The organism is Arthrobacter sp. FW306-1B-F12A (genome assembly GCF_058781865.1).
The window spans coordinates 108,079-130,224 of record NZ_JBYSXD010000003.1; the positions used below are offsets into that span (position 1 = coordinate 108,079).

General features: G+C 63.9%; 21 protein-coding genes and 1 pseudogene. 12 read left to right on the forward strand and 10 right to left on the reverse strand.

Annotation, left to right across the window (positions count from 1 at the left end; translation table 11 throughout):
* The first annotated feature begins 68 nt into the window (after nt 1-68).
* Nucleotides 69-848, forward strand: a complete 780-nt coding sequence (locus AC3WJU_RS02640) for an enoyl-CoA hydratase (RefSeq protein WP_492259054.1) — start codon at nt 69-71, stop codon at nt 846-848.
* On the opposite strand, the gene AC3WJU_RS02645 is transcribed toward AC3WJU_RS02640, so the two are convergent.
* From AC3WJU_RS02645 to AC3WJU_RS02665, 5 genes are all read right to left on the reverse strand, one after another.
* On the reverse strand, nt 835-1,668 hold the full coding sequence (locus tag AC3WJU_RS02645) for a sulfurtransferase (RefSeq protein WP_492259055.1): 834 nt from the start codon (nt 1,666-1,668) through the stop codon (nt 835-837). The two genes, AC3WJU_RS02640 and AC3WJU_RS02645, sit on opposite strands and share 14 nt — an antisense overlap.
* A 62-nt stretch (nt 1,669-1,730) precedes the next feature.
* Nucleotides 1,731-2,237: a MarR family winged helix-turn-helix transcriptional regulator gene (locus AC3WJU_RS02650; RefSeq protein WP_306964104.1), complete on the reverse strand. Its 507-nt coding sequence runs from the start codon at nt 2,235-2,237 to the stop codon at nt 1,731-1,733.
* 26 nt (nt 2,238-2,263) lie between these two features.
* Nucleotides 2,264-3,979: an AMP-binding protein gene (locus tag AC3WJU_RS02655; RefSeq protein WP_492259056.1), complete on the reverse strand. Its 1,716-nt coding sequence runs from the start codon at nt 3,977-3,979 to the stop codon at nt 2,264-2,266.
* 255 nt (nt 3,980-4,234) lie between these two features.
* The gene (gene nadE / locus AC3WJU_RS02660; RefSeq protein WP_059388495.1) at nt 4,235-5,056 is read right to left on the reverse strand and encodes an NAD(+) synthase; all 822 of its coding nucleotides are present in this window, start codon (nt 5,054-5,056) and stop codon (nt 4,235-4,237) included.
* 329 nt (nt 5,057-5,385) lie between these two features.
* Nucleotides 5,386-6,405: a LacI family DNA-binding transcriptional regulator gene (locus tag AC3WJU_RS02665; RefSeq protein ID WP_284988616.1), complete on the reverse strand. Its 1,020-nt coding sequence runs from the start codon at nt 6,403-6,405 to the stop codon at nt 5,386-5,388.
* Between the two features lie 185 nt (nt 6,406-6,590).
* Here AC3WJU_RS02665 and AC3WJU_RS02670 point away from each other — a divergent pair, with 185 nt between their 5' ends.
* The 6 genes from AC3WJU_RS02670 (at nt 6,591) to AC3WJU_RS02695 (ending at nt 12,838) form a co-directional block, all read left to right on the forward strand.
* Nucleotides 6,591-7,946 carry an ABC transporter substrate-binding protein gene (locus AC3WJU_RS02670; protein WP_332602487.1) on the forward strand — a complete coding sequence of 452 codons (1,356 nt, stop codon included), beginning with the start codon at nt 6,591-6,593 and terminating at the stop codon, nt 7,944-7,946.
* A gap of 12 nt (nt 7,947-7,958) precedes the next feature.
* A complete protein-coding gene (locus tag AC3WJU_RS02675; protein WP_492259057.1) occupies nt 7,959-8,954 on the forward strand; it encodes a carbohydrate ABC transporter permease in 996 nt (331 codons plus the stop codon).
* 83 nt (nt 8,955-9,037) lie between these two features.
* Nucleotides 9,038-9,871: a carbohydrate ABC transporter permease gene (locus AC3WJU_RS02680; RefSeq protein ID WP_307052942.1), complete on the forward strand. Its 834-nt coding sequence runs from the start codon at nt 9,038-9,040 to the stop codon at nt 9,869-9,871.
* Nucleotides 9,872-9,873: 2 nt separating this feature from the next.
* Complete coding sequence (locus AC3WJU_RS02685) at nt 9,874-10,719, forward strand: sugar phosphate isomerase/epimerase family protein (RefSeq protein ID WP_284988621.1); 846 nt, start codon at nt 9,874-9,876, stop codon at nt 10,717-10,719.
* A complete protein-coding gene (locus AC3WJU_RS02690) occupies nt 10,716-11,930 on the forward strand; it encodes a Gfo/Idh/MocA family protein (protein WP_284988622.1) in 1,215 nt (404 codons plus the stop codon). The genes AC3WJU_RS02685 and AC3WJU_RS02690 overlap by 4 nt, the downstream gene beginning before the upstream one ends.
* Nucleotides 11,927-12,838 carry a sugar phosphate isomerase/epimerase family protein gene (locus AC3WJU_RS02695; protein ID WP_332602484.1) on the forward strand — a complete coding sequence of 304 codons (912 nt, stop codon included), beginning with the start codon at nt 11,927-11,929 and terminating at the stop codon, nt 12,836-12,838. Before AC3WJU_RS02690 ends, AC3WJU_RS02695 begins: the two co-directional genes overlap by 4 nt.
* 80 nt (nt 12,839-12,918) lie before the next feature.
* Here AC3WJU_RS02695 and AC3WJU_RS02700 read toward each other — a convergent pair.
* Nucleotides 12,919-13,559, reverse strand: a pseudogene (locus AC3WJU_RS02700) (NADPH-dependent F420 reductase).
* Nucleotides 13,560-13,686: 127 nt separating this feature from the next.
* Between AC3WJU_RS02700 and pyrE the strand changes: the two are divergent.
* Together pyrE and AC3WJU_RS02710 are read left to right on the forward strand one after the other, a co-directional pair.
* The gene (pyrE, locus tag AC3WJU_RS02705; protein WP_268023778.1) at nt 13,687-14,259 is read left to right on the forward strand and encodes an orotate phosphoribosyltransferase; all 573 of its coding nucleotides are present in this window, start codon (nt 13,687-13,689) and stop codon (nt 14,257-14,259) included.
* A 67-nt stretch (nt 14,260-14,326) separates the two neighbouring features.
* Nucleotides 14,327-15,376 (forward strand): thioesterase domain-containing protein, encoded by a 1,050-nt coding sequence (locus AC3WJU_RS02710; RefSeq protein WP_284988625.1) that lies wholly within the window; start codon nt 14,327-14,329, stop codon nt 15,374-15,376.
* A gap of 10 nt (nt 15,377-15,386) precedes the next feature.
* Here AC3WJU_RS02710 and AC3WJU_RS02715 read toward each other — a convergent pair whose 3' ends face one another.
* Together AC3WJU_RS02715 and AC3WJU_RS02720 are read right to left on the reverse strand one after the other, a co-directional pair.
* Nucleotides 15,387-16,064 (reverse strand): tyrosine-protein phosphatase, encoded by a 678-nt coding sequence (locus tag AC3WJU_RS02715; RefSeq protein ID WP_332602483.1) that lies wholly within the window; start codon nt 16,062-16,064, stop codon nt 15,387-15,389.
* Nucleotides 16,065-16,081: 17 nt separating this feature from the next.
* Nucleotides 16,082-16,912, reverse strand: a complete 831-nt coding sequence (locus AC3WJU_RS02720; RefSeq protein ID WP_113990628.1) for an HAD-IIA family hydrolase — start codon at nt 16,910-16,912, stop codon at nt 16,082-16,084.
* A 133-nt stretch (nt 16,913-17,045) separates the two neighbouring features.
* Between AC3WJU_RS02720 and AC3WJU_RS02725 the strand changes: the two genes are divergently transcribed.
* The 3 genes from AC3WJU_RS02725 to AC3WJU_RS02735 all read left to right on the forward strand — a co-directional run bounded on the left by AC3WJU_RS02725 (nt 17,046) and on the right by AC3WJU_RS02735 (nt 19,342).
* A complete protein-coding gene (locus tag AC3WJU_RS02725; RefSeq protein ID WP_306964124.1) occupies nt 17,046-17,735 on the forward strand; it encodes a TrmH family RNA methyltransferase in 690 nt (229 codons plus the stop codon).
* A gap of 96 nt (nt 17,736-17,831) precedes the next feature.
* Nucleotides 17,832-18,923, forward strand: a complete 1,092-nt coding sequence (gene fbaA, locus AC3WJU_RS02730; RefSeq protein WP_268819367.1) for a class II fructose-bisphosphate aldolase — start codon at nt 17,832-17,834, stop codon at nt 18,921-18,923.
* Nucleotides 18,923-19,342, forward strand: a complete 420-nt coding sequence (locus AC3WJU_RS02735) for a DUF3151 domain-containing protein (protein ID WP_059388503.1) — start codon at nt 18,923-18,925, stop codon at nt 19,340-19,342. Before fbaA ends, AC3WJU_RS02735 begins: the two co-directional genes overlap by 1 nt.
* Before the next feature lie 144 nt (nt 19,343-19,486).
* Here the strand turns inward: AC3WJU_RS02735 and AC3WJU_RS02740 are convergent, their stop codons facing one another.
* Both AC3WJU_RS02740 and AC3WJU_RS02745 read right to left on the reverse strand, forming a co-directional pair.
* Nucleotides 19,487-20,119, reverse strand: coding sequence for a uracil-DNA glycosylase family protein (locus AC3WJU_RS02740; RefSeq protein ID WP_059388504.1), 633 nt, complete (start codon nt 20,117-20,119; stop codon nt 19,487-19,489).
* Between the two features lie 269 nt (nt 20,120-20,388).
* Entirely contained in the window at nt 20,389-22,080 is a 1,692-nt protein-coding gene (locus AC3WJU_RS02745; RefSeq protein ID WP_492259058.1) for a phospholipase C, read from the reverse strand.
* Between the last annotated feature and the right edge of the window lie 66 nt (nt 22,081-22,146).

The window sequence follows — 22,146 nt, forward strand, 5'->3', positions numbered from 1 at the left end:
AGGTCATTTCCGGGGGCCCACAACGTGGGCAACCGACACAACTGAGCAACCGACAAAAGGGGCACGGCTTGGCGCAGCAGTACGAAAACATCCTGGTGGAACTCCGTGGACGGGTAGGCCTGGTGACCCTGAACCGGCCGAAGGCGCTCAACGCGTTGAACCAGGCCACCATGAATGAGATCGTGGCCGCCGTGTCGGACATGGATGCGGATCCCGGGGTGGGCGCCGTGGTGATCACCGGCTCGGAGAAGGCCTTCGCGGCCGGCGCCGACATCAAGGAGATGGCAACCAAGGGGTACATGGAAATGTACGCCGCCGACTGGTTCCGCGCCTGGGAAAACCTCACGCGCCTGCGCATTCCCGTGATTGCCGCGGTGTCCGGTTTCGCCCTCGGCGGGGGCTGCGAACTTGCCATGATGTGCGATTTCATCATTGCCGGCGACAACGCCAAGTTCGGCCAGCCGGAAATCAACCTCGGCGTCATTCCGGGCATGGGCGGTTCGCAGCGGCTGACCCATGCCGTGGGCAAGGCCAAAGCGATGGACATGATCCTCACCGGGCGGTTCATGGACGCCAATGAAGCCGAGCGGGCGGGACTCGTTTCCCGCGTCGTGCCGGCCGCATCCGTGGTGGAGGAGGCCCTGGAGGCCGCCAAAGTGATCGCGTCCAAGTCCAGACCGGTTGCCATGGTGGCCAAGGAAGCCGTCAACGCAGCCTTCGAAACCGGCCTCTCCCAGGGTGTCCTGTTCGAGCGTCGGATCTTCCACTCATTGTTTGCCACCGAGGACCAAAAGGAAGGCATGGCCGCGTTCACCGAGAAGCGCCAGCCGGAGTTCAAGCACCGCTAGTCCCGAGCTCGACCGGGTATTCGAGCGCGTGGCCGTATTGGGACCATCCGCCAGTGAAGAGCCGCCCGTGTCCGAGGCCGGTGTGCTCCAGGGCCAAAAGATTGTGGCAGGCCGTCACCCCGGACCCGCAATAGCTGATCACGTTCTCGGCCGATGTGATGCCCGCCGTGGCGAAGATGCCCAGCAACTCGGCCTTGCTGCGCAATTTCCCGGCGGGGCCCAGGTTCTCCCTGCACGGGACGTTCCGCGCGCCGGGCACATGCCCGGGCCTTGGATCGATGGGGTCCTGCCTGCCCTCGAATCGGTCGCGGTTGCGTGCGTCCACGGCGAGGTTTGATTCGATCGAGAGCTCGTGGATCTCCGCCAGGCGGTTCCTGGGCCACGGTTGTGCGGTGAAATCACCTGCGGGCCTCGAAGGATGTTCGGTTTCCAAGGGCCCTTCATAGTTCGCCAACCCGCCATCCAGCAGAGCGGAGCTGTGGCCTGTGGCGCGCAGCATCCAAACCAAGCGTGCGGCGATGACTCCGCCGGCGTCGTCGTATGCCACCACGATGTCGTCGTCGCTGATTCCCACTTCCCGCATCCCAAGGGCAAAATCTTCCGGCGGGGGGAGCGGGTTTCTTCCCTTGAGAGGCGATCCCTCAGCCGAGAGCCATCGATCCAGGTCGACAAAAACGGCACCGGGGATGTGCCCGCCGTCGTACGCCGCCCGGCCCGAGCGCCCGTCGAGGTACCAGCGCACATCGGCCAGCACCACGCGGCGACGGTTTTGAGATAACCATTCGATGTCGACAAAGGGTTCTATCGCTGCACTCTTCATGGCTCAATGCTATGCATCAGTCTCATTATTTGATATGCGTATCTCGCAATGTGGTCAGGGGGTCAGTCCGTGAAGTCGCCCGCCGCCTTGCGGAAGTCTCCCAGCACGCGGATCAGGTGCTCGACGTCTTCGTCCCCGAAACCGGACTGGCCGAACACCTCGTTGTTGAGTGCCGTCGTCGCGCGCTTCGCGAGGGTGCGGCCCTCCGCGGTGAGTTCGATCAGCGTGGTGCGCCCGTCAGTGGGGTGCGGGGAGCGGACCACGAGGGCTGCCTTTTCCAGACGGTCGACGGCGTTGGTCACCGACGTCGGATGCACCTGGAGCAGCGCGCTGGCCTTGTTCATGGGCAACGCGCCGCTGCGGGCGAAACTCAGTAGCGCCAGGAGCTCGTAGCGCGCGAAGGTCAGGCCGAATGGTTTCAAGACGCCCTCGATCCGCGCCAAAAGGATCTGCTGCGTACGCATGATCGCGGTGATGGCCGCCATGGGCGCGGCGACGTCGCCCCAGCCGTGGCGTTCCCAGTTTCGCTGGGCGTCGGCGATGGGGTCGCGGGGGAGTGGGCTGCCCACGGTACCTCCTGACATTGCTTGGCTGCCTATTCTTTCAGACTCGGGAACTCGTCCTCGGTGTACTCCACACCCAGGCCGGCCGGCAGCGGACCATCGCCATGGCGGGCCACCTCCGTGCCCCGAAGTTCGACGCGCCTGATCTTGCCGGAAATCGTCTTGGGCAGTTCGCCGAATTCGAGCCGCCGGATGCGCTTGAATGGCGCCAAATGCTGCCGGCAGTATCTGAGGATGTCCTCCGCCACAGCCGGGCCGGGCTCGTAGCCGGCGGCGAGCACCACGAACGCTTTGGGCACCGAAAGCTTCACCGGATCCGGAGAGGGCACGACGGCGGCCTCCGCCACCGCGGGGTGTTCGATCAGGACGCTTTCGAGTTCGAAAGGGGACAAGCGGTAGTCCGATGACTTGAAGACATCGTCCCCGCGGCCCACGTAGGTAATGACGCCGTTCCCGTCCCGGCTGGCCATGTCGCCCGTGTGGTAATAACCGTCGCGGAAGGCCTCGGCCGTCTTTTCCGGGTCGCCGAAGTAGGACTTCATGAGCCCCACGGGGCGGGGGTCCAGGCGCAAGCACAGCTCGCCGTCGTCGGCCTCTTCGCCAGTGGTAGGGTCAACGAGCACCACGTCGTAGCCCGGCAGCGGCCGTCCCATCGAGCCTGTCTTGACCGGCTGCCCCGGAGTGTTCGCGACCTGGACTGTTGACTCTGTCTGGCCGAAGCCGTCGCGGATGGTTTGGCCCCAGGCCCTCTCCACCTGCCCGATCACCTCGGCGTTGAGCGGTTCGCCCGCTGAAACCACCTTGGTGGGCGGGGTTTTGAGCAGGGTCAGGTCGGCCTGGATGAGCATGCGCCATACTGTGGGCGGGGCGCAGAAACTCGTGACTCCTTCGCGGCCCATCTGTTCCATGAGGGCCTTGGCATCGAAGCGGTCGTAGTTGTAGACGAAGACGCAGGCCTCGGCGATCCAGGGCGTGAAAACGTTGGACCACGCGTGCTTGGCCCAACCGGGGGACGCCACGTTGAGGTGGACGTCTCCAGGCTCCAGGCCGATCCAATACATCGTCGAGAGGTGCCCGACCGGATACGAGGTGTGGGTGTGCTCCACCAGCTTCGCCCGCGACGTAGTGCCCGAGGTGAAGTAGAGGAGCATGGTTTCGTCGGCGACGGTGGGGGCGTCCGGGACGAACGTCGTCTCTGCGGAACCCGATTCGACATACTGAAGGGCACCGGGGGTCTGGCCGTCGCCCACTTCAATGAGGGTGTAATCGCCCGGGACCTCGGCGAACTTGGCGATATTGGCGCTTCCGACGGCGGCCCAGCGGGCGCCGCCGCGTTCCACGCGATCCGCGATGTCGCGTGGGCCCATGAGCGTGGTGGTGGGGATCAGGACCACACCGAGTTTGATCCCGGCGAGCATGAGTTCCCACAGTTCCACCTGGTTGCCGAGCATGATGATCATGCGGTCTCCCCGACGGACGCCCTTGGCTCGGAGCCAGTTGGCGAGCTGCGAGGACCGTGCGGAGAGCTCGGCGAAGCTGCGGCGGGTGGAGCTACCGTCCTGCTCGACGATGACGAGCGCAGGGTTGTTGGCCGTGGCTGGATTGGCTGCGATCTGGTCGAACCAGTCGAGCGCGAAGTTGAACTCGCTGAAGCGGGGCCACTGGAATTCGCTGTGTGCGCGGGAGTAGTCGGTGCGCAGCTCAAGGAGCCGGTCGCGGGCTGCACGGAAGTCGTCGGTGACTGTCATTGTCTGCCTTTCGCCCTGCGTGGAATGGGTAAACGCGGACCGGGAAGGGGCTGCCCGTGTGATCCGCCTCACCTGCAATATACTAGGACATCCAAGGGTTTGGAAGAGGCAGCCGTGCGGTGCTGCGTCCCGTCACGCTGGGCAGGCTTTTGTGGAATGACGACGGCGGCGCCCCCCGCTACGGCGCGGCAGACCGCCGTCGTGCGCTGCAAAAAGTCGCTCGGCGTGACGGCGGCGGGCCGGTTCAGGCGATTGCTATTTCCACCACGTGTCGAAAATCGTGACCGGAACGGTGCGCTTGTGCCGCGTGCGCAGGTACTTCTGTTCGATGGTCTCCGCGACCTCGTCGGAGACGTCGCGGCCTTCGAGGTAGTCGTCGATCTGGTCGTACTTGATGCCGAGCTCGTCCTCGTCGGTGCGGCCGGGCGTGCCGTCCAGGAGGTCGGCCGTGGGGACCTTGTCCCAAATGCGGGACGGGGCGCCCAGCTCGGCGAGGAGTGCACGGTTCTGCCGTTTGTTGAGGCCGAAGAGCGGCAGGATGTCCGCGCCGCCGTCGCCGAACTTGGTGAAGAACCCGGTGACGGATTCGGCTCCATGGTCCGTGCCGATCACCAGGTAGTTGTGCTCGCCGGCGAGGGCGTACTGGGCGGTCATGCGGGCCCGGGCCTTCGTGTTTCCCTTGTGGAAATCCGAGATGCGCGCGCCCGTGGTCTTTTCGAACTCATCCTCGAAACCGTCCACTGCGCGCGAGATGTTGAATGTCCATTCGGTCTTGGCCTGGATGAAGTCGAGCGCGGCCTGGGCGTCGTCCTCATCGTGCTGGGTGCCGTAAGGGAGTCGGACGGCCACGAAGTTCGCCTCGACGCCCTCGGCCTCAAGCTCTTGGACGGCCAGCTGGGCAAGCCGGCCGGCAAGGGAAGAGTCGAGTCCGCCGGAAATGCCCAGGACAAAGCCCTTGGTGTGTGTGGCCTTGAGGTATTCCTTCAGGAACGTGACGCGTTTGCGGACCTCCTCGGCAGGGTCGATCCGGGGCTGGACGCCCATTTCCGCAATGATCGTGGCCTGGAGTGTGCGCATGTCCCCAACACTAGTAACCAGTACTTGAAACACTCAACTGTGTCACCTCAAGTGTCACGCCAATCGAGGAACGCTCGCTCAGATATGGGCGCTAATCGAGGAACGCTCGCTCATGATGTGAGCGAGGGTCGCGCCAAAACGCACTATAAGTGAGCGAGCGTCCTGGGAGGGGCTCCGCCGTCGTGTGTCCGGGCTGTTTGTCACCACCCCCTGAGCTACTTCGACGATCGCTCGCTCAGATATGGGCGCTAATCGAGGAACGCTCGCTCAGATGATGTGAGCGAGGGTCGCGCCAAAACGCACTATAAGTGAGCGAGCGTCGGTGGGGATTACGACGGCGCGGTGCCCGTCGATGCCCGGACCGTGAGGTGCGTGGGCATGACCGCCAGGCGACGGCTGGTGCCGCCATATTGGGGATTGAGCCTGGACAACAGCATGGAGACGGCCACTCGCCCCGCCTGTTCAATGGGCGACGCCATGGTGGTCAGGGGAGGGTTGCAGAAATCGGCTCCGAAGATGTCGTCGCAGCCCACAATGCTCATGTCATCGGGCACCCGAATACCGCGTTCGCGCAGGCGCTGCAGCATTCCGATGGCCAGCAGGTCGTTGAAGACGATGCACGCAGTGGCCCCAGTGTGCACTGCGGCGTCCGCTGCGGCCGCTCCGGAGGTGGTCTTGGGCGCGAACGGCCCCACGCTGAACGTGGTCAGCTTCCGCTCGGTGGTTTCGTCCTGGAATGCCTGCCACCGCTTGGCATTGGACCAGGACGTGGCCGGGCCTCCAACGAAGCAAATACGTGTGTGCCCCAGCGAGACCAGATGTTCCAGCGCCTGGATGATGGCCGACGGCGTATCGATCACCACGGTGGGTGCTATAGCCGGAGCCCGGTTGATGGTGACCAAAGGCTGCTGTGCCGCCGCCTCGGCCAGCTGCGCATCCGTCAGGCGGGACGCGGCAAGAATGAATCCGTCTGCCGAGCGGCGCATTTTCTGCAGGGCATCTGCTTCCATCTCCGCTGATTCCTCGGTGTCTACGAGCAATTGCGTGTAGCCGGCGGCCTTCAACTGGTGCTGCGTCCCACGGATGATGTCGAAGTAGAACGGATTGGTGATGTCCGGAACCAGGACGGCAACTGTCTGGGTGCGTCCGGAGCTGAGCCCGCGGGCCTGGGAGCTTGGAATGTAATTCAGTTGCGCGGCCGCTTCTTCGATCCGCTCGCGCGTTACCCGGTTCACTCGGCCGGGATTGCTCAGGGCCCTCGAGACTGTTGATGTTGCCACTCCCGCAAGCTCCGCCACATCGCGGATAGTGGGCTGCCTGCCTGGTGACTGGAGCTGGAGTTCTGCCATCGCCTAGGTGTTCCTCATCTGCCGCAGCCGCTCTTCAACGAGTGACTTGTCCCACAATTGCAGCACCGATGACAATTTTTGGCAATCGCTTGTCATCGCTGTTGCGCTTCCCTAGACTCGGAGAAATCACCCGATGTGACGCGCACCACGCCAATGAGGCCATCGGGTCTCCAGGGAGGAAAACAATGAAGTTTGCATCGTCCGCCAAATTTGCCGCTGTTGTCGTAACAGCCGCCCTAGCTCTGACCGCCTGTGGAGGCGGAAGCACCAGCTCCGGGGGGAGCGTCGGGCCCGTCGACGGGAAGGGCAAGAAGCTGAGCGTCCTGGTCAACTCCAACGCAAACTATCCGGCACAGCAGAAGCAGTGGTTCACGGATATTGCCGCCAAGTTCAAGGCACAGACCGGTGCCGACGTCGAATTCGAAACGTTCGCGTCGGGAAATGACGAACTCACACGGATCCAGACCTCCGTGGTGTCGGGTCAAGGCCCGGACGTCTATAGCCTCGGTACCACCTTCACCCCCACGGCCTATGCAACCAAGGCCTTTGTGACCTTGTCCGATGACGACTGGAAGAAGGTGGGCGGTAAGGACCGGTTCAACCAGGCAGCCCTGGGCATCTCCGGCCCGGACGCCCAGCACCAAGCGGGGATTCCGTTCGTCAGCCGGCCGTTCGTGATGGCCTACAACAAGGACATCCTGAAGGCGGCGGGGATCGATAAGCCCGCCACCAGCTGGGACGAGCTCGCAGCCCAGGCCAAGAAGATGACCAACCCGGCCACCGGAACTTTTGGGCTCGCTACCGGGTACAAGGACAACTTTGATCCGTGGAAATTCATCTGGGCCATGTCTGTCCAGGCAGGCAACCCGCTCGTGGACGGCAAGACTCTCAAGCTCGACGACCCGACGGTCAAGAAGGCTTACGAAACGTACTTCGGATGGCTCACCAAAGACAAAGTTGTCGATCCGGCGTCTGTTGGCTGGAGTAACAGCAACGCCCTGGCGGCATTTGCGAGTGGCAAGGCCGGTTATCTGATGATGACGACCTCGAGTTCCGTCCCGACGCTTGAGAAGTCCGCTGTCGCCGGTAAGTACGCTTACACGGCCATGCCGACGACGGCCCCGGGCCAGACGTCTCCGCAGGGCGACGCCGCGAATGCGGCGAGCATCCTCTCCGGTGACAACGTGGTTGTCGCCGATTACTCGAAGCAAAAGGACCTGGCCTTCGCTTACATCAACCTCATCACGTCCAAGGACGAGCAGCTGAACTACCAGAAGATCTTCGGAGATCTGCCCGCCAATGCCGAGGCGCTGAAGTCTCTGAATAACCCGATACTCCAACCGGTTGCCGATACCGCCGCCAAGTCCAAGGCAACGCCCTTCACCGGCGCTTGGGGCGACATCCAGTTGGCCCTCGTCAACGTAGTGGTCCAGTCGATCCCTGATCTCTCCAAGGGTTCCGTGGACGACTCGAGCCTCCAGACGCGCCTCAAGGACGCACAAACCAAGGGCCAGGCCTCACTTGACCGGGCATCAAAGTAAGTAGGAACTGACATGTCCACCGATTCACTGACTGCGGGCAAGTCCACGCGCCGCAAGTCGTCCCGCGCTGCCAAGCCGGACCCGCAGTCACCGAATGACACTTCCCGGCGCCGCAAGGGGCTGAGCGAACGCAACCGCCCCATGTGGATGCTGATTCCAGGCGGCCTGCTGATGACAATCATCATCGTGGTGCCGCTCCTGCTCGGAATCTTCATGTCGGGGCTGGACCTGGACCAGTATTCGCTGCGCAAGTGGGTCAGCGCTCCGTTCATCGGAGTCCAGAACTTCGTCGAAGCGCTGACCGCATCGCCTTTGCTGCACGCCATCTGGCTCAGCGTCAGCTACTCCTTGCTCGCCATGGTGGTCACTATCCCGCTCGGCATCGCCGGGGCAGTCGCCACCCAGAACGCGTTCAAGGGCCGGGCAGTGATCCGTTCCATCTTCCTGATCCCCTACGTCCTCCCTTCCTTCGTGGTGGCGACGGTGTGGCGGACCATGTTCCAGCCGGGCAGCGTCATCGACTCCATGCTGCATTCGGTGGGCATCGACCCCGGACTGTGGCTCAACGGGCCCCAGTCGTATTGGACGCTCATCCTTGTCCAGATCTGGGCGTCGTGGCCGTTTGTCTACCTGCTGGCTTTGTCCGGGCTCCAGTCCGTGGACCATGAGGTCCACGAGGCCTCGGCCCTTGACGGCGCCCTGTGGTGGAACAAGCTCCGCTACGTGGTGTTCCCTTACCTGAAGGGTCCGCTCTCCTTGGCATTCCTGATCGGCATGCTGCACCACATCAACAACTTCACCTTGCCGTTCGTCCTGTTCGGGGTACCTGCTCCGTCCGATGTGGAACTGCTCCCGATCCTCACCTACGTCACCAGCTTCCAGAGCTTCCGGTTCGGGCTCAGCGCGGCCATGGCGTTCATCTCGCTGATCCTGATCGCGATTCCCTTGTTCGTCTATCTGCGTGCCGTCAAACTCGACGACGCCGAAACACCCGGAGGCAAAAAGTGAGCACCGCAACTACCGCCATCGGACGCAAATCGAAGGAGGACTTCCGTCCGGGCTCCAAGCGCCAGCATGAAGTCACCCGGCTCATGCCAGGGCCGATGCTCGCCATCATCCTGACTCTGTTGTGTGCCCTGGTGCTGATTCCGGTGGCGTACATCTTCCTCGCGTCCGTGAACTCGGACATCGGCGTGGCCAGGGGCGAGTTCTTCCCGTCCAGTTTCTCCTTTGAGAACTACTCGACCATCTGGACGAGCGTTGGACTGGCCACCGGCTTGGCCAACAGCGTGCTTGTGGCCGGTTCCACCGCCGTTGTCTCCGCGCTCATGTCGATCGCCACCGCCTACGTCCTGGTCCGCTACCAGTTCCGCGGCCGCTTGACGATCCTTCGCGGGCTGCTGGGACTCCAGTCGGTTCCCGGCACCCTCATGGTCCTTCCGGTCTTCGTCCTGTTCTCTTCGTCCGCCACCTATCTGGGCATCCAGGTCATCGGCACGCAGTGGGGCTTGTTCATCACCTATTTGACGTTCGCGATGCCGTTCTCCACCTGGGTGATGGTCACCTATCTGCGCGGCCTGCCGCGCGAACTCGAAGAAGCGGCAAGGATCGACGGTGCCAGCAACCTGGGCGTGCTGGTGCGGATCATCCTCCCGCTGAGCTGGCCCGGCGTCGTCGTTTCCGGCATTTTCGCCTTCCTGCTCGGCTGGAACGACGTCCTGTTCGCCTCAGTCATGACGCGGCCCGAAAGCCAGACGGCCGCCGTCGCGCTCCAGGTCTTCGGTGCCTCGCAGGAAGGCGGCGCGATTCCCTTCTACGGCCAGATGATGGCAGCTTCCCTTGTGTGTGCTGCCCCGGTGGTCATCCTGTACCTGATTTTCCAGCGTTACCTAGTGGGCGGCCTGACCGCCGGAGGAGTCAAGTAACTATGAGCACGCCAGCTGTTGAATGGGAGCTCTCGGGCTTCGGCGACGAGATCGACGACGACCCCAAGATCCAGATTGCCGTGATGCAGGCATTGGGAGCCAAGCACATTGAGGTCCGCAGCGCCTGGGGCACCAACATCGTGGATCTGGATGACGCACAGCTTCGTGAATTGAAGTCCTTGCTGGATGCCGCGGACATGAAGGTTTCCGCGATCGCCTCGCCGATCGGGAAAGTGGACGTTTCCCTCCCCGTCGAGCACGAGGTGGAAAGGCTCCGCCGGGCAGTCAACGCGGCACAGGTCCTGGAATCCCGCTACATCCGGATCTTCTCCTTCTACTACGGCGAGGACGTGGCGGTGGAGAGCATCCGGGAGGCGGTCATCGAACGCATGCGTGCCCTTGCGGACGTGGCGGAAGAGTCCGGCGTCGTTCTTCTGCACGAGAACGAGAAGGACATCTACGGAGACATCCCCGAACGGGTCCTGGACATCATCGAAACCGTGGCCTCTCCCGCGCTCAAGGTGGCTTGGGACGCGGCGAATTTCGTCCAGGTAGGCGTCAAGCCTTTCGAGGACGGCTACGCCAAGCTCCGCCCACACCTTGAGTACCTGCAGGTGAAGGATGCCTTGTTCTCGAACGCCCACGTGGTCCCGGCGGGCGAGGGCGACGGCGATGTGCTCCGCACTGTCGAGGCCTTGAAGGCCGACGGCTACACGGGTTTCGCGAGCCTCGAGCCGCACTTGGCCGGCGCCCACGGACTGGGCGGTTTCTCCGGCCCGACGGCGTTCGGGATCGCAGCGAGGGCATTCGCGAAAGTCCTCAATGAAGCAGGAGTGGAGACGAAGTGAGCGAGGCCTCAAACGCTTCCGGCGCGGAGATCCGGGCCGCAATCGTAGGGTGCGGCGTGATCGGCCGCACCCACTCGGCCGCGGTCCGCGAATTCCCGGAGATCGTCATCACGGCCCTTGTGGATGTGGTTTCCGAGGCTTCCGAGGCGCTCGCCACCAAGATCGAAGCCCAGGGCGACCCGAGGCCGGCAGTCTTCCTGACGCTCGCCGAGGCGCTCGCCGCTGTACCCGTGGACCTGGTCATCGTCTCGACGCCCAGCGGGCTGCATATCCAGCAAGCGCTGGAAGCGCTCGACGCCGGCAAGCACGTGGTGATCGAAAAGCCCCTTGACGTTGACTTGGTCAAGGCGGACGAGATCCTGGCCGCGGCCAAGGCCGCCGAGGCCAAGGGCTTGGTGGCCACGGTGATCAGCCAGCACCGCTTCGATCCGGCCAGCCGGGTGGTGGACGAGGCCCGCCGAGCCGGACGCTTCGGTACGCTGACCTCGGCCGTCGCCTCGGTCAGCTGGTGGCGGAGCCAGGGCTACTACGATTCGGGCGCGTGGCGCGGAACCTGGGCCATGGACGGCGGAGGCGCCATCATGAACCAGGGCGTGCACACCGTGGACCTGCTCTTGTGGTTCCTCGGCCGGCCCCTTGAGATCAGCGCCAAGACCGCCCTTCTCGCCCACGAAGGTGTTGAAGTGGAGGACACCGCCGTAGCTACCGTCACCTTCGAGTCCGGGGCCCTTGCCGTGCTGCACGCGACGACGGCGGCGTACCCTGGCTTGACGGTCCGCCTCCAGGTGATGGGCAGCAAGGGTTCCGCAGTGATCGACAACGACGACCTCGCGTACTTCCACGCATCAGACGCCGCCGATCCTTCGGAGAGCAGTGCGATGGGCATCCTCGGCGGCGGGAACCAGGCCGCCGTCGAGCTCGCCAAATACCCTGACGACACCGTCGAAGCACTGGATCCCACGGTGTACCCGGCTGGACATGTCCGGCAGTACCGCGACATCGTCGCGGCGATCCGGGAAGGACGCCCCGCGGGCGTTACCGTCCGGGACGCCGTGACCGCCTTGGCCACGGTGCGCGCTCTGTATGTCTCGGCAACCCTGGGCCAGCCGGTGCTGATCGACGATGTCATAGCGGGCAAGTACAACAACGTGGAGGTCCGTACCGGCGGGGCTGCTTCCCACCCGGACGCCCGCGAGGAGGTATCGGCATGAAGTTCTCCGTCTTCACCGCATCCACGCCCGAGTGGTCGCCGCAGGAAGCCGCCACCAAGCTCGCCGCCCAAGGGTGGGACGGCATCGAATGGCGGGTCACGGACCAGGCGGAGGCAGCAGAACCGGGTTTCTGGGCAGGGAACCGTGCCACCTGGCCCATGACGGGCCTGGAAGATTCGATCCCGGAGATTGCCCGGCTCACCGCCGATTCAGGGTTGGAATTCTCCGGCCTCGGCGGCTACGCCCGCTGCGACAACCACGACGACGTCGATCGGGTCCTCGCAGCGACAGCGGCCTTGGGTGCCGGGCAGGTCCGGGTGAACGTGCTGCCGCTGGGCAACTCGAATATGGGCGGCCCGGAACCCACAGGCCTGCCCTACCCGGAACTCTTTGCAGCCACGCGGGAACACTACGAGTGGGTTGCTTCCCGTGCAGCACACCACGGCGTCAAAGCCCTCGTGGAACTGCACCATGGAACCGTGACGGCGTCGGCTTCCTCGGCCCGTCGATTGTTGGAAGGCCTGGATCCGCGGCATGTCGGCGTTATCCACGACCTCGGCAATCTGCTGATCGAGGGCTGGGAATCACCTTTGCCTGCCCTCCAGCTCCTCGGCCCCTATTTGGCACATGTCCATGTGAAGAACGCCCGCTGGGTCCGCACCGACTCGAAAGACGAATCGGGTGCGGCCGTGTGGGTCAACGAATGGGCCCCTCTTGCTGAAGGCCAGGCGAGTGTCCTCGCCTACTTCCGGGCGCTCGCTGACGTCGGCTATGACTCCTGGGTAACACTGGAGGACTTTTCCACCGAGCTTCCGTTGGAGGAACGGACGGCGTCCAACTTGGCTTATGTCCGGAAGGCAGCCGCCTTGGCGGGGTTCGCCGTCGTCGATCCCGCTTCTGCATCCTGACCGGTCCGGGCGTCCACGCCTAAACACAGCAGCCGCTTGCCTTTAGGAGGCAAGCGGCTGCTGTGTTGTTTGGAGGTTGCTCAGATGGTGCGCGGTGCCTTCGCCAGGTTGTCCTTGAGTTCGGCAGCGTTCTGCCGCACCACGTAGGCCGGGCGGTCACGCTCCACGCGCCAGCTCTCATCGAGCGGGCCGATGTTGACGGTGTCGAAACCGAACTCGTCGTAGAGCTTCGCCAAGAGTTCCGCCGCCTCGGGGTAGTCGCTGGCGGTGGCCAATGCGCGGCGGTTCTCGGTGCCCGACGGGGAGCCGTCAGTGCCGATCTCCTTCGCCATGATGTGGTTGAAGCCCTTGGCCACCTTGGACGTGGGCAGGTGCTTCTGCAGCAGGCCCGACGTGGTGGCCTCGCCCTTGGCGAGCTCCGGGATGCGGCCGTCCCGCTCCCAATAGTAGTTGTTCGTGTCGATCACAATCTTGCCCGCGAGCGGTTCACGGGAATGTCCTGGTAGCTCCTGAGCGGAACGGTCACGACGGCGAAATCGCCCGCCGCTGCTGCCTCGGCCGGTGTTGCGGCCCGGGCATGTTCGCCAAGCTCCGCCACCAGTTCCGCCAGGGTTTCCGGTCCCCGCGAGTTGCTGATCACTACGTCATAGCCAAGCTCGACTGCTTTGCGGGCGACTTGGCTGCCAATGTGTCCTGCACCGATGATTCCGATTGTTGTCATATGGGCGGGAACACCGCCTCCCGCGCAGATATTTCACAGGTTACGGCGGGTGACGTGACGGCGCCGTGGACAGTGCATGACGCTCGCCATTCCCTTGCGTCGAACGGCTTTACGTAGAATGGGCACCATGACTCCCGCTGTTGACACTGCCGCTGCCCGTGCCCGCCTCCTTGAATTGATCAAAGAACTGGCGGTTGTCCGCGGCAAGGTGATCCTTTCCAGCGGTGCCGAGGCGGACTACTACATCGACTTGCGGCGCATCACCCTCCACCACGAGGCTTCGAAGCTTGTTGGCCAGGTGATGCTCTCCATGATCGACGACGCCGGAATCGCCGTTGAGTGCGCCGGTGGCCTGACGATGGGTGCGGACCCGGTCGGGACCGCCGTGATGCACGCCGCGGCCGACGCCGGCCGCGCGGTTGACGCCTTCGTGGTGCGCAAGGCCCAGAAGTCCTACGGCATGGGCCGCCAGGTTGAGGGTCCCTCGGTGGAAGGCCGGAACGTCGTGGTTCTCGAGGACACCTCCACCACCGGCGGCTCGGCACTGACCGCCGTCGAGGGCGTCCGCAAGGCCGGTGGCAACGTGGTGGCCGTGGCCGTCATCGTGGACCGCAACACTGGCGCCAAGGAAAAGATCGAGGCCGAAACCGGCGTGCCGTACCTCTTCGCCTTCGGCAAGGACGAGCTGGGACTCGACTAACTCTGCCAAGGCCGGGCGGGTTTGAGGGGACCGTGTGCCCGTCCGCCGAAGCGCCTAAGCTGGCTGCGTGAACTATCGGGCGGGGAAATTCCCTCGGAGGCAGCAGCGCTGGCAGGACCCGGGCTCCCTTGCCCGGGTGCTCCGCCAAGCCGCCGAGCTGAAGAGCTTTTCCCGCCGTTCCTTCCTGATTGGAGCCGGTGCTTCCACGGCCCTCGCAGCGGACATGCTGTTCACCCGCCAGGTCCAGGCGGAACGCCGCACCACCAAGATCCTCCCGGTAGGGGACGATTTCGCGGAGTCGTACTACCCCAACTCGAGTTGGATCCTCTTTCCCGGCTATAAGACGAGCTGGGAAGAGGCCCAATGGATCCTCAACTCGATCCGCGGTTCGCTCCGGCAGCGCGGCCAGATGGCCGCCGTCGGATACTCCAACCTGGGGATGGAAGTCACTGAGGTGGTGGACGCTGTGCTCGCCTATATCAATGAGCGCAAGCTGAACACCCTGTATTTCTACGGCCACAGTTTCGGCGGGATGTTGGCCACTGAGGTGGCCGCACGCCTGCGTGAACGCAACGTCAGCGTCAAGCTGATCCTGTTGGATTCCTCGCCGTTCAGTAAGTACGACATCCTCGACCAAAGCTGGTTCGACGGCGTCGTGTTCTTGTACGAGAGCGGCTTCCAGGTTCCGTCAGTCCTCCGCGGCGGCTATGAGCTGGGCGAGCGCGTGGTGAACAAACACGAACGCACATGGGGGCAGATCTGGGACCAGACCTTGGAGCAGCTCTCGCCGATCGCGCCGTCGAGCGTGCTGATCCAGAGCGAATCGGACTACATCTACCACTTTGACGGCACACGGTTTGTCGACGGGCTGGGAGACACCCGCATGGCCTTCATCGGAAACCCGAACGACGACACCGTGAACTACGAAACCGCCCGGGCCGCGTGGGCCAAGGTATTCCCCCTCAACATCGCGTCCACGGGCCGCAGGACCGACGGCGCCCGCCCCGCCCATGCGAGCCCGCAGTGGAATCCCTTTATCTACAATCCGATCATTGAGGACCTGGAGAACGAGCTGTTTCCGCTGCCCCGGGCCGGCTCGCGGGTGGTGTTCTACTGACGGTGCCTCCCTACCTGCGCCGCAGTCCGTCCAGCTCGGAACCGCTGAGGCCGGCGACGCGCAAGTAATCCGCCGCGTCGCCGAACTCGTGCCCGAAACGGTCCAGGAAGTATTCCATCGCGGCTTCGGGGGATTGCAGCAGCATGAGCGAGGGACTGAATGCCTCCTCCGGAACCTCGGGGACAGCCAGCCGCCAAGCTGCTGACATGGTTTCCAGCATTGTAGGGAGGGCCGCGGTGCTTGCGGCGTAGTCCGCCACGACGGCCGCGCGGTCAGCGCCCGTCGCGAGGAGCGCCAGAGCGGATACGACGCCGGTGCGATCCTTGCCGAGCGAGCAGTGGATGAGCGTCCGCTTGCCTTGGGTCGCGGGACGCAGCGATTCGGCCACCCAATCCGGGCGGGCGCGAACCCAGCCAAGGTACAGCTCGCCAAGGTCTTCGGCCGTGTGGATCGATTGGAGCCCAGCAGAAGCGGTACGCGGATCGAGGGGGTTCTCCACGAGCTCCACCGCGCCGTTGGCAAGTTGCCAGGGCACGATGGCGCGCTCGTACGCGCTCCGGAGATCCACGACGGCCTGGATGCCATGACGTTCCAGGAACGCGGCCGTCGCCGCGGTGTCCATGCCAAATGGCTGGCTGCCCCTCAGGATACGGCCACCGGCCAGGGACCGGAGGTTCAGCACAGCCATGGCACCGGCCCTTCTTCTTAGATCTGGTTTTTGAGGTCCGCTACCGAGTTCAGGACCTGGTTCGGCCGGAACGGGAAGGCCGCGATGTCCTCCCGCTGGGTGATGCCGCTGAGCACCAGGACCGTGTGCAGCCCGGCTTCCATGCCCGCGATGATGTCGGTGTCCATGCGGTCACCGATCATTGCCGTGGTCTCGGAGTGCGCGTCGATCTGGTTCATCGCGGAACGGAACATCATGGGGTTCGGCTTGCCCACAATGTAGGGCTCGCGGCCGGTCGCCTTGGAGATGAGCGCGGCGATGGCGCCGGTGGCGGGCATCGGCCCGTCCTTGGAGGGACCGGTGGCATCCGGGTTGGTGGCGATGAAACGCGCCCCCGCGAGGATCAGCCGGATGGCCATGGTGATCGCTTCGAAGGAGTAGGTGCGGGTTTCGCCGAGCACCACGAAGTCCGGGTTCTGGTCGGTGAGGATGAAGCCGGCCTCGTGCAGCGCCGTCGTGAGCCCTGCCTCACCGATGGTGTAGGCGCGGTTCCCGGACTCGGAGCCCTGCACCTGGTCCTTGAGGAACTGGGCCGTGGCCAGGGCCGATGTCCAGATGTTCTCTTCCGGGATTTCCAGGCCTGAGGAGCTCAACCGGGCTGCCAAGTCCCGCGGCGTGAAGATGGAGTTGTTCGTGAGGACGAGGAATCGCTTGGAGGTGTCCACCCAGCGCTGGATCAGTTCAGCCGCTCCGGGAACCGCTTGGTTTTCGTGGACAAGGACACCGTCCATGTCCGTGAGCCAGCATTCGATTTCGTGTCCGTTGCGGTAAAGGGCTGAGCTCTTGGGGGCCTCGGTTGCGTTCTCCATGCTTTTCCTCCGCGTAGTGGCTGCTTCTCGTCCCAAGTCTTTCATCTTTCGGTCTCCGAGACACCCGGGTGTCCTGCGTTACGGGGCCGGGTATCGGCGCCGCATGCGGCACTGGCCGGGCTAGGGTTGAGGAGTGACTGACCGGCCCCAGAACCCTGCCCCCACCGACCCGTCGTTCGTCTCCTCTACCGAAGGGGAGTCCGAAGCGAAACCGGAGGTCGGCGTCGGGCCCTGGGAAGGAGACTGGCCGGAAGGCGAGCAGTGGGACCCGGACCTCCTGGCGGACGGCGACCGCCGGAACGTCGTGGACAAGTACCGGTACTGGAAGCACGAAGCGATTGTCGCGGACCTGGACGCCCACCGGCACGATTTCCACATTGCCATTGAGAACTGGCAGCACGACCTCAACATCGGCACCGTAGTGCGTACCGCCAACGCGTTCCTCGCCAAGGAGGTCCACATCATCGGACGACGCAGGTGGAACCGTCGCGGCGCCATGGTCACCGACCGCTACCAGCACGTCCGCCACCACCCCACCGTGGAGGATTTCGTGGAGTGGGCGCAGGGGGAGGGGCTGGCCATCATCGGCATCGACATCTTCCCCGATTCCGTGCCGCTGGAAACCTACGAACTTCCGCGCAACTGCGTCCTTGTGTTCGGGCAGGAGGGCCCCGGCCTGACTCCCGAGGTGCACGACGCCGCCGTCGCCACTTTGTCGATTGAGCAGTACGGTTCCACGCGGTCCATGAACGCGGCGTCGGCCGCGGCCATCGCGATGCACGCCTGGATCCGCCGGCACAACTTCGGCCAGCGCGTGTCTTGAGTCAGCCTGTCCTGAGAGGACCCGGCGGCAAAAGGTCCGCAAGTGTTACCCGTCTCCGTGACCGGAAACACGGTGTCGGATTCTTCAGTCGCTAGGATGGTGCCTAGCCGTATAGGTCTACTCCAGGGTCAACAAAACCCACAGACGAAAATCAGCATAGGAGTCAGCATGCCCATCGCAACCCCAGAGATTTACTCCGAGATGATCGACCGCGCGAAGGCCGGTGGATACGCGTTCCCGGCAGTGAACGTGACCTCGTCGCAGACCCTGAACGCCGCCATCCGCGGCTTTGCCGAGGCCGAATCGGACGGCATCATCCAGGTCTCCACCGGTGGTGCTGCCTACTGGTCCGGCGCCTCCGTCAAGGACATGGTTGCCGGCTCCTTGGGTTTCGCGGCTTTCGCCCGCGAAGTCGCCAAGAACTACAACGTGAACATCGCCCTCCACACGGACCACTGCCCGCAGGACAAGCTGGCTGATTTCGTCCTGCCGCTGCTGGCCGCTTCCGAGGAAGCCGTCAAGGCCGGCAAGGACCCGATCTTCAACTCGCACATGTGGGACGGTTCGCACGAGACCCTGTCCGAGAACCTGCGGATCGGCCGCGAACTCCTGGAACGCGCAGCTGCGGCCAAGATCATCCTCGAGGTTGAAATCGGCACGGTCGGCGGCGAGGAAGACGGCGTCGAGAACGAGATCAACGAGAAGCTCTACACCACCACCGAAGACGCCCTCGCCACCATCGAGGCACTCGGCGCCGGCGAGAACGGCCGCTACCTGACCGCCCTGACCTTCGGCAACGTGCACGGCGTGTACAAGCCGGGCAACGTCAAGCTCCGCCCCGAACTGCTCAAGCAGATCCAGGCCGAGGTCGGTGCCAAGATCGGCAAGACCAACCCGTTCGACCTCGTCTTCCACGGCGGCTCCGGCTCCACCGAGCAGGAAATCGCTGACGCTGTTTCCTACGGCGTCATCAAGATGAACATCGACACCGACACCCAGTACGCGTTCACCCGCCCGGTTGCCGGACACATGTTCTCGAACTACGACGGCGTCCTGAAGGTCGACGGCGAAATGGGCAACAAGAAGACCTATGACCCCCGCGTCTGGGGAGCCTCCGCCGAAGCCGGCATGGCTGCCCGCATCGTGGAAGCCGCAAAGCAGCTCGGTTCGGTAGGCAAGACCTTCTAATGTCCGACGAATTCCGCAAGAACCTGATGGGCCCGGAGCCGACGCTTCTCCCTGCCGAGACCGAGGTGTACCAGCACCTTGCCTTGGGGCAGGAGGCCCTGGACCTCGTGGCCAAGTACCCCACGTCTTCGTTGCTGTGGGCGATCCTGGCCGAAGAAGCCTGGGCTGACGGCCGGACCATCGATTCCTATGCGTATTCCCGCGTGGGTTACCACCGCGGACTGGATTCGCTGCGGCGCAACGGTTGGCGCGGCGTCGGGCCCATCCCGTGGGAGCACGAGCCCAACAGGGGATTCCTGCGCGCCCTGTACTCCCTCGGCCGGGCGTCGGCTGCCATCGGCGAGGCTGAGGAACCGGAGCGGATCGAGAAATTCCTGAACGACTCCGATCCCGCCGCGAAGGCAGCGATCGAAGGCTAGGACAAGTGAATTAAACGCCGACGGCGGCCTCCCACTCAGGTGGGCGGCCGCCGTCGCGCTTTCCCCACCCAACTAACTCGCAGTTAATGTCGTTATGAGGCGTCATAACGACAACAAATGCGAGTCAGTTGGGTCGGGCGGTTCCTAGGAGACCGGGGTGAGGCCGGTCCGGGCCATGGCCTCGGCGTAGGCGCCATGAATGAGGTCCAGGTACTCCTGCTGGCGCGTGGGGGAGCCGGCGAAGGAACGCCCACCGAGCGAGCGGACCTTGAATGTCTTGAAGCCGCGGCGGTGGATGCTCTGCGGAGCAGCCTTCATCAGCTGGTCTGCCAATCGATGGGCTTCATTGCCGTGGGCTACCAGCACGGACGTGCGCGGCACGATCGCCAGCAGGCGCAGGAGCGGTTTGAGGCCTTCGGTGATGTTGGCAGGAGTCAGCTTGCCCGGTTCGCCGTCGGGCTCGATCCACGGGTAGACGTTCCACGGCATCATGAGTTCGGGACGAAGGCCCAACTGCCACTGCATGCCCACCATGCGGGTGGTGGCATCCGCGTCACCCGGGACGATGAAGCCCGAGCCCTCCGTGGTGCGGGTGTTGGAGAAAAGGCTGATGATGCGGCACTCGTCAACGCTGTGGACGGGGTCCACGTAGAGGACTTCGCTGCCCGGCTTCTGTTCTTTGAGGGAATCGCAAAGCCCCGTGACCTCGGCGATGTGGGGTTCGAAACGTCGGTTCCAGAGCTGCTCTTCGCGTGTTTCAGTCGCCAGGTCTTGCATATGGGCTTGGGTCTCCTACGTGTAGCGAGGCGCACTTATCCGGCCGGGAGCGGTTTGCCGCGACCGGTCAGATTGGGTGCAGTGTTGGGGGCTGGTTAACTCTACCGGAACGGCGGTGAGCTGTGGGGTGAATCGGGACTTCTGTGGTGGGACTCTCGACGGCGGGAGCCGGCTTCCGGGCATGGACCGGGCCGTGCGCTAGGCCGTACGTTAACGGAAACGGCACCATCCCGATGCATTCGGGACGGTGCCGTTTCGGAAGTACCTTGCTACTGCTTGTTCTCGTTCTGGTCGTCGCTTTCCTTGGTCCGGGAGACCACGGTGCCGTTCGATTCGTTGAGGATAAGCTTCACGTCCCGCGCGTTGTCAAAGTTGAACATCGCGTTGATGGAGCCGGCCTTGGCGTCCGCCGAGGAGTCGCCGATCTGGCCGGTGTGCCAGTTGTCCTCGATGAAGCGAAGGATGGATGACTGGTCCGTCTGGGTGTGGTCCACGAAGTTCTTCTTCGCGAAGGGCGAGATCACCACGAGCGGCTGGCGGGGGCCGGGGCCGCAACGGTCCGCATAGCCTCCGGCCATCGGGACACCCTTGTTGTACGCGTTGAGGCACCATGCGGCGTCGTCTGTGGTGTTGGAGGAGTTCTTCACGCCAGCCGCGACGTGGTCGTACCAGCCATCGGAGTCATCGTAGGCGAGGACGATTGCGGTGTTTTCCCAGTTCTTCGAGTTCTGGATGGCGTTCACCTGCTGCGTGATGAACTTCTGCTCGTCCAGGGGATCGGAGTAGCCGGCGTGGCCGTCCTGGTAGTTACCCGCCTTCAGGAAGGAGACTGCAGGCATGTTGTCCGAGTTGACCACCTTCGCGAAGTCCGTGGTGTCGTACTGGTGGTTGGCCTGGCCGTTGTGTCCGATTTCGTCCACGCTGGCCGGAGCAAGGTGGTGGGGGTTGGACGTTGACTTGTAGTACTGGAACGGCTGGTGGTGCGGGTTGTAGTCAGTCACCGTGGCACCCGCGATGTTGGTGTGGGTGGTCATGCAGGCTGCCGGCGTGGTGTCCGTGGCCGGCGTCGTCGGGGCGAAGCCGCCCTGGAACCAGCCCCAGCTGACGCCCTTGTCGTTGAGCAGGTCGCCGATGTTCTTGCCCTGCATGCCGGCGAGGTTGTTCTTGCTTGCGTGGCTCTTGTTGGAGCAGTCGTCGTAGACCGGATCCGGGTCTTCCGTCATGGTGCCGACGCCGTTCGCGTCAGGGAACTTGACCGTGTAGTCGCTGGTTGCCGGTTTGACGGGCTGTCCGGCGGCGGTGAATTCGGTGACGCCGTGGGTCTGGCCGGACACGAGGTTGAGCGCGCCGGGGCTGGACGGGCCGAAAACGGTGCTGAAGTGTGAGTCGCTCATGGCGAAGTTCTGGGCGTAGTTCCAGATCCCGGTGACGGTGTTGCCGTCGTAGTAGTCCATGGTGAGCCCGGGACGCCCGAACTGGCCACCCGAACAGGTGTCCATGCTCGTGTTCTCGACGAACTTGTTCATCAAGCCACCGTTGTAGGCCTTCTGCTCCGCGGTGTATTCGTGGTCCTGGTCGCACGTGATTGCCTGGCCCGGAGTCAGCCGCTGGGGCTGGACCGAGTTGGGATTGTTAGGTGCCAAGAGCTTGTCGTTGGCGAGGGTGGCGATGTTCTTCGGCGTGTTCTTGGCCGCCGTGAACGCGGGAGCCGCTGCGCCGCTTCCTTGCTGGGTTTCGCCTGCCGTGTTGGCTGCCTGCGGATACGTCGCGAAGTAGTGGTCGAAGGAGACGTTCTCGCCGAAAATTACGACGACGTGCTTGATAGGCGTCGCGGTGTCCTTGTGGTCGTTATTGGCCGAGGCCGGCGTCAGGCCGAACCCGATCAGGCCGGCAGCGATCGTGGATGCTGCGAGTGCGCTCACTCCTGCCGTGGACAAGAGCCGCTTGTTGCGAAAATTCATCGATTTCCCTTCAGATTCACGGAAGTGCCCGCTGGGGGTGAGGATTCACAAAGAATGTAGCCGCTC

What these genes read in the sequence shown, in the direction of transcription:
- AC3WJU_RS02645 (WP_492259055.1), bottom strand. Translation starts at nt 1,668, where the DNA reads ATGAAGAGTGCAGCGATAGAACCCTTTGTCGACATCGAATGGTTATCT.
- AC3WJU_RS02655 (WP_492259056.1), bottom strand. Translation starts at nt 3,979, where the DNA reads ATGACAGTCACCGACGACTTCCGTGCAGCCCGCGACCGGCTCCTTGAG.
- nadE (WP_059388495.1), bottom strand. Translation starts at nt 5,056, where the DNA reads ATGCGCACACTCCAGGCCACGATCATTGCGGAAATGGGCGTCCAGCCC.
- AC3WJU_RS02665 (WP_284988616.1), bottom strand. Translation starts at nt 6,405, where the DNA reads ATGGCAGAACTCCAGCTCCAGTCACCAGGCAGGCAGCCCACTATCCGC.
- AC3WJU_RS02670 (WP_332602487.1), top strand. Translation starts at nt 6,591, where the DNA reads ATGAAGTTTGCATCGTCCGCCAAATTTGCCGCTGTTGTCGTAACAGCC.
- AC3WJU_RS02675 (WP_492259057.1), top strand. Translation starts at nt 7,959, where the DNA reads ATGTCCACCGATTCACTGACTGCGGGCAAGTCCACGCGCCGCAAGTCG.
- AC3WJU_RS02680 (WP_307052942.1), top strand. Translation starts at nt 9,038, where the DNA reads ATGCCAGGGCCGATGCTCGCCATCATCCTGACTCTGTTGTGTGCCCTG.
- AC3WJU_RS02685 (WP_284988621.1), top strand. Translation starts at nt 9,874, where the DNA reads ATGAGCACGCCAGCTGTTGAATGGGAGCTCTCGGGCTTCGGCGACGAG.
- AC3WJU_RS02695 (WP_332602484.1), top strand. Translation starts at nt 11,927, where the DNA reads ATGAAGTTCTCCGTCTTCACCGCATCCACGCCCGAGTGGTCGCCGCAG.
- pyrE (WP_268023778.1), top strand. Translation starts at nt 13,687, where the DNA reads ATGACTCCCGCTGTTGACACTGCCGCTGCCCGTGCCCGCCTCCTTGAA.
- AC3WJU_RS02715 (WP_332602483.1), bottom strand. Translation starts at nt 16,064, where the DNA reads ATGGCTGTGCTGAACCTCCGGTCCCTGGCCGGTGGCCGTATCCTGAGG.
- AC3WJU_RS02720 (WP_113990628.1), bottom strand. Translation starts at nt 16,912, where the DNA reads ATGGAGAACGCAACCGAGGCCCCCAAGAGCTCAGCCCTTTACCGCAAC.
- fbaA (WP_268819367.1), top strand. Translation starts at nt 17,832, where the DNA reads ATGGTGCCTAGCCGTATAGGTCTACTCCAGGGTCAACAAAACCCACAG.
- AC3WJU_RS02735 (WP_059388503.1), top strand. Translation starts at nt 18,923, where the DNA reads ATGTCCGACGAATTCCGCAAGAACCTGATGGGCCCGGAGCCGACGCTT.
- AC3WJU_RS02740 (WP_059388504.1), bottom strand. Translation starts at nt 20,119, where the DNA reads ATGCAAGACCTGGCGACTGAAACACGCGAAGAGCAGCTCTGGAACCGA.
- AC3WJU_RS02745 (WP_492259058.1), bottom strand. Translation starts at nt 22,080, where the DNA reads ATGAATTTTCGCAACAAGCGGCTCTTGTCCACGGCAGGAGTGAGCGCA.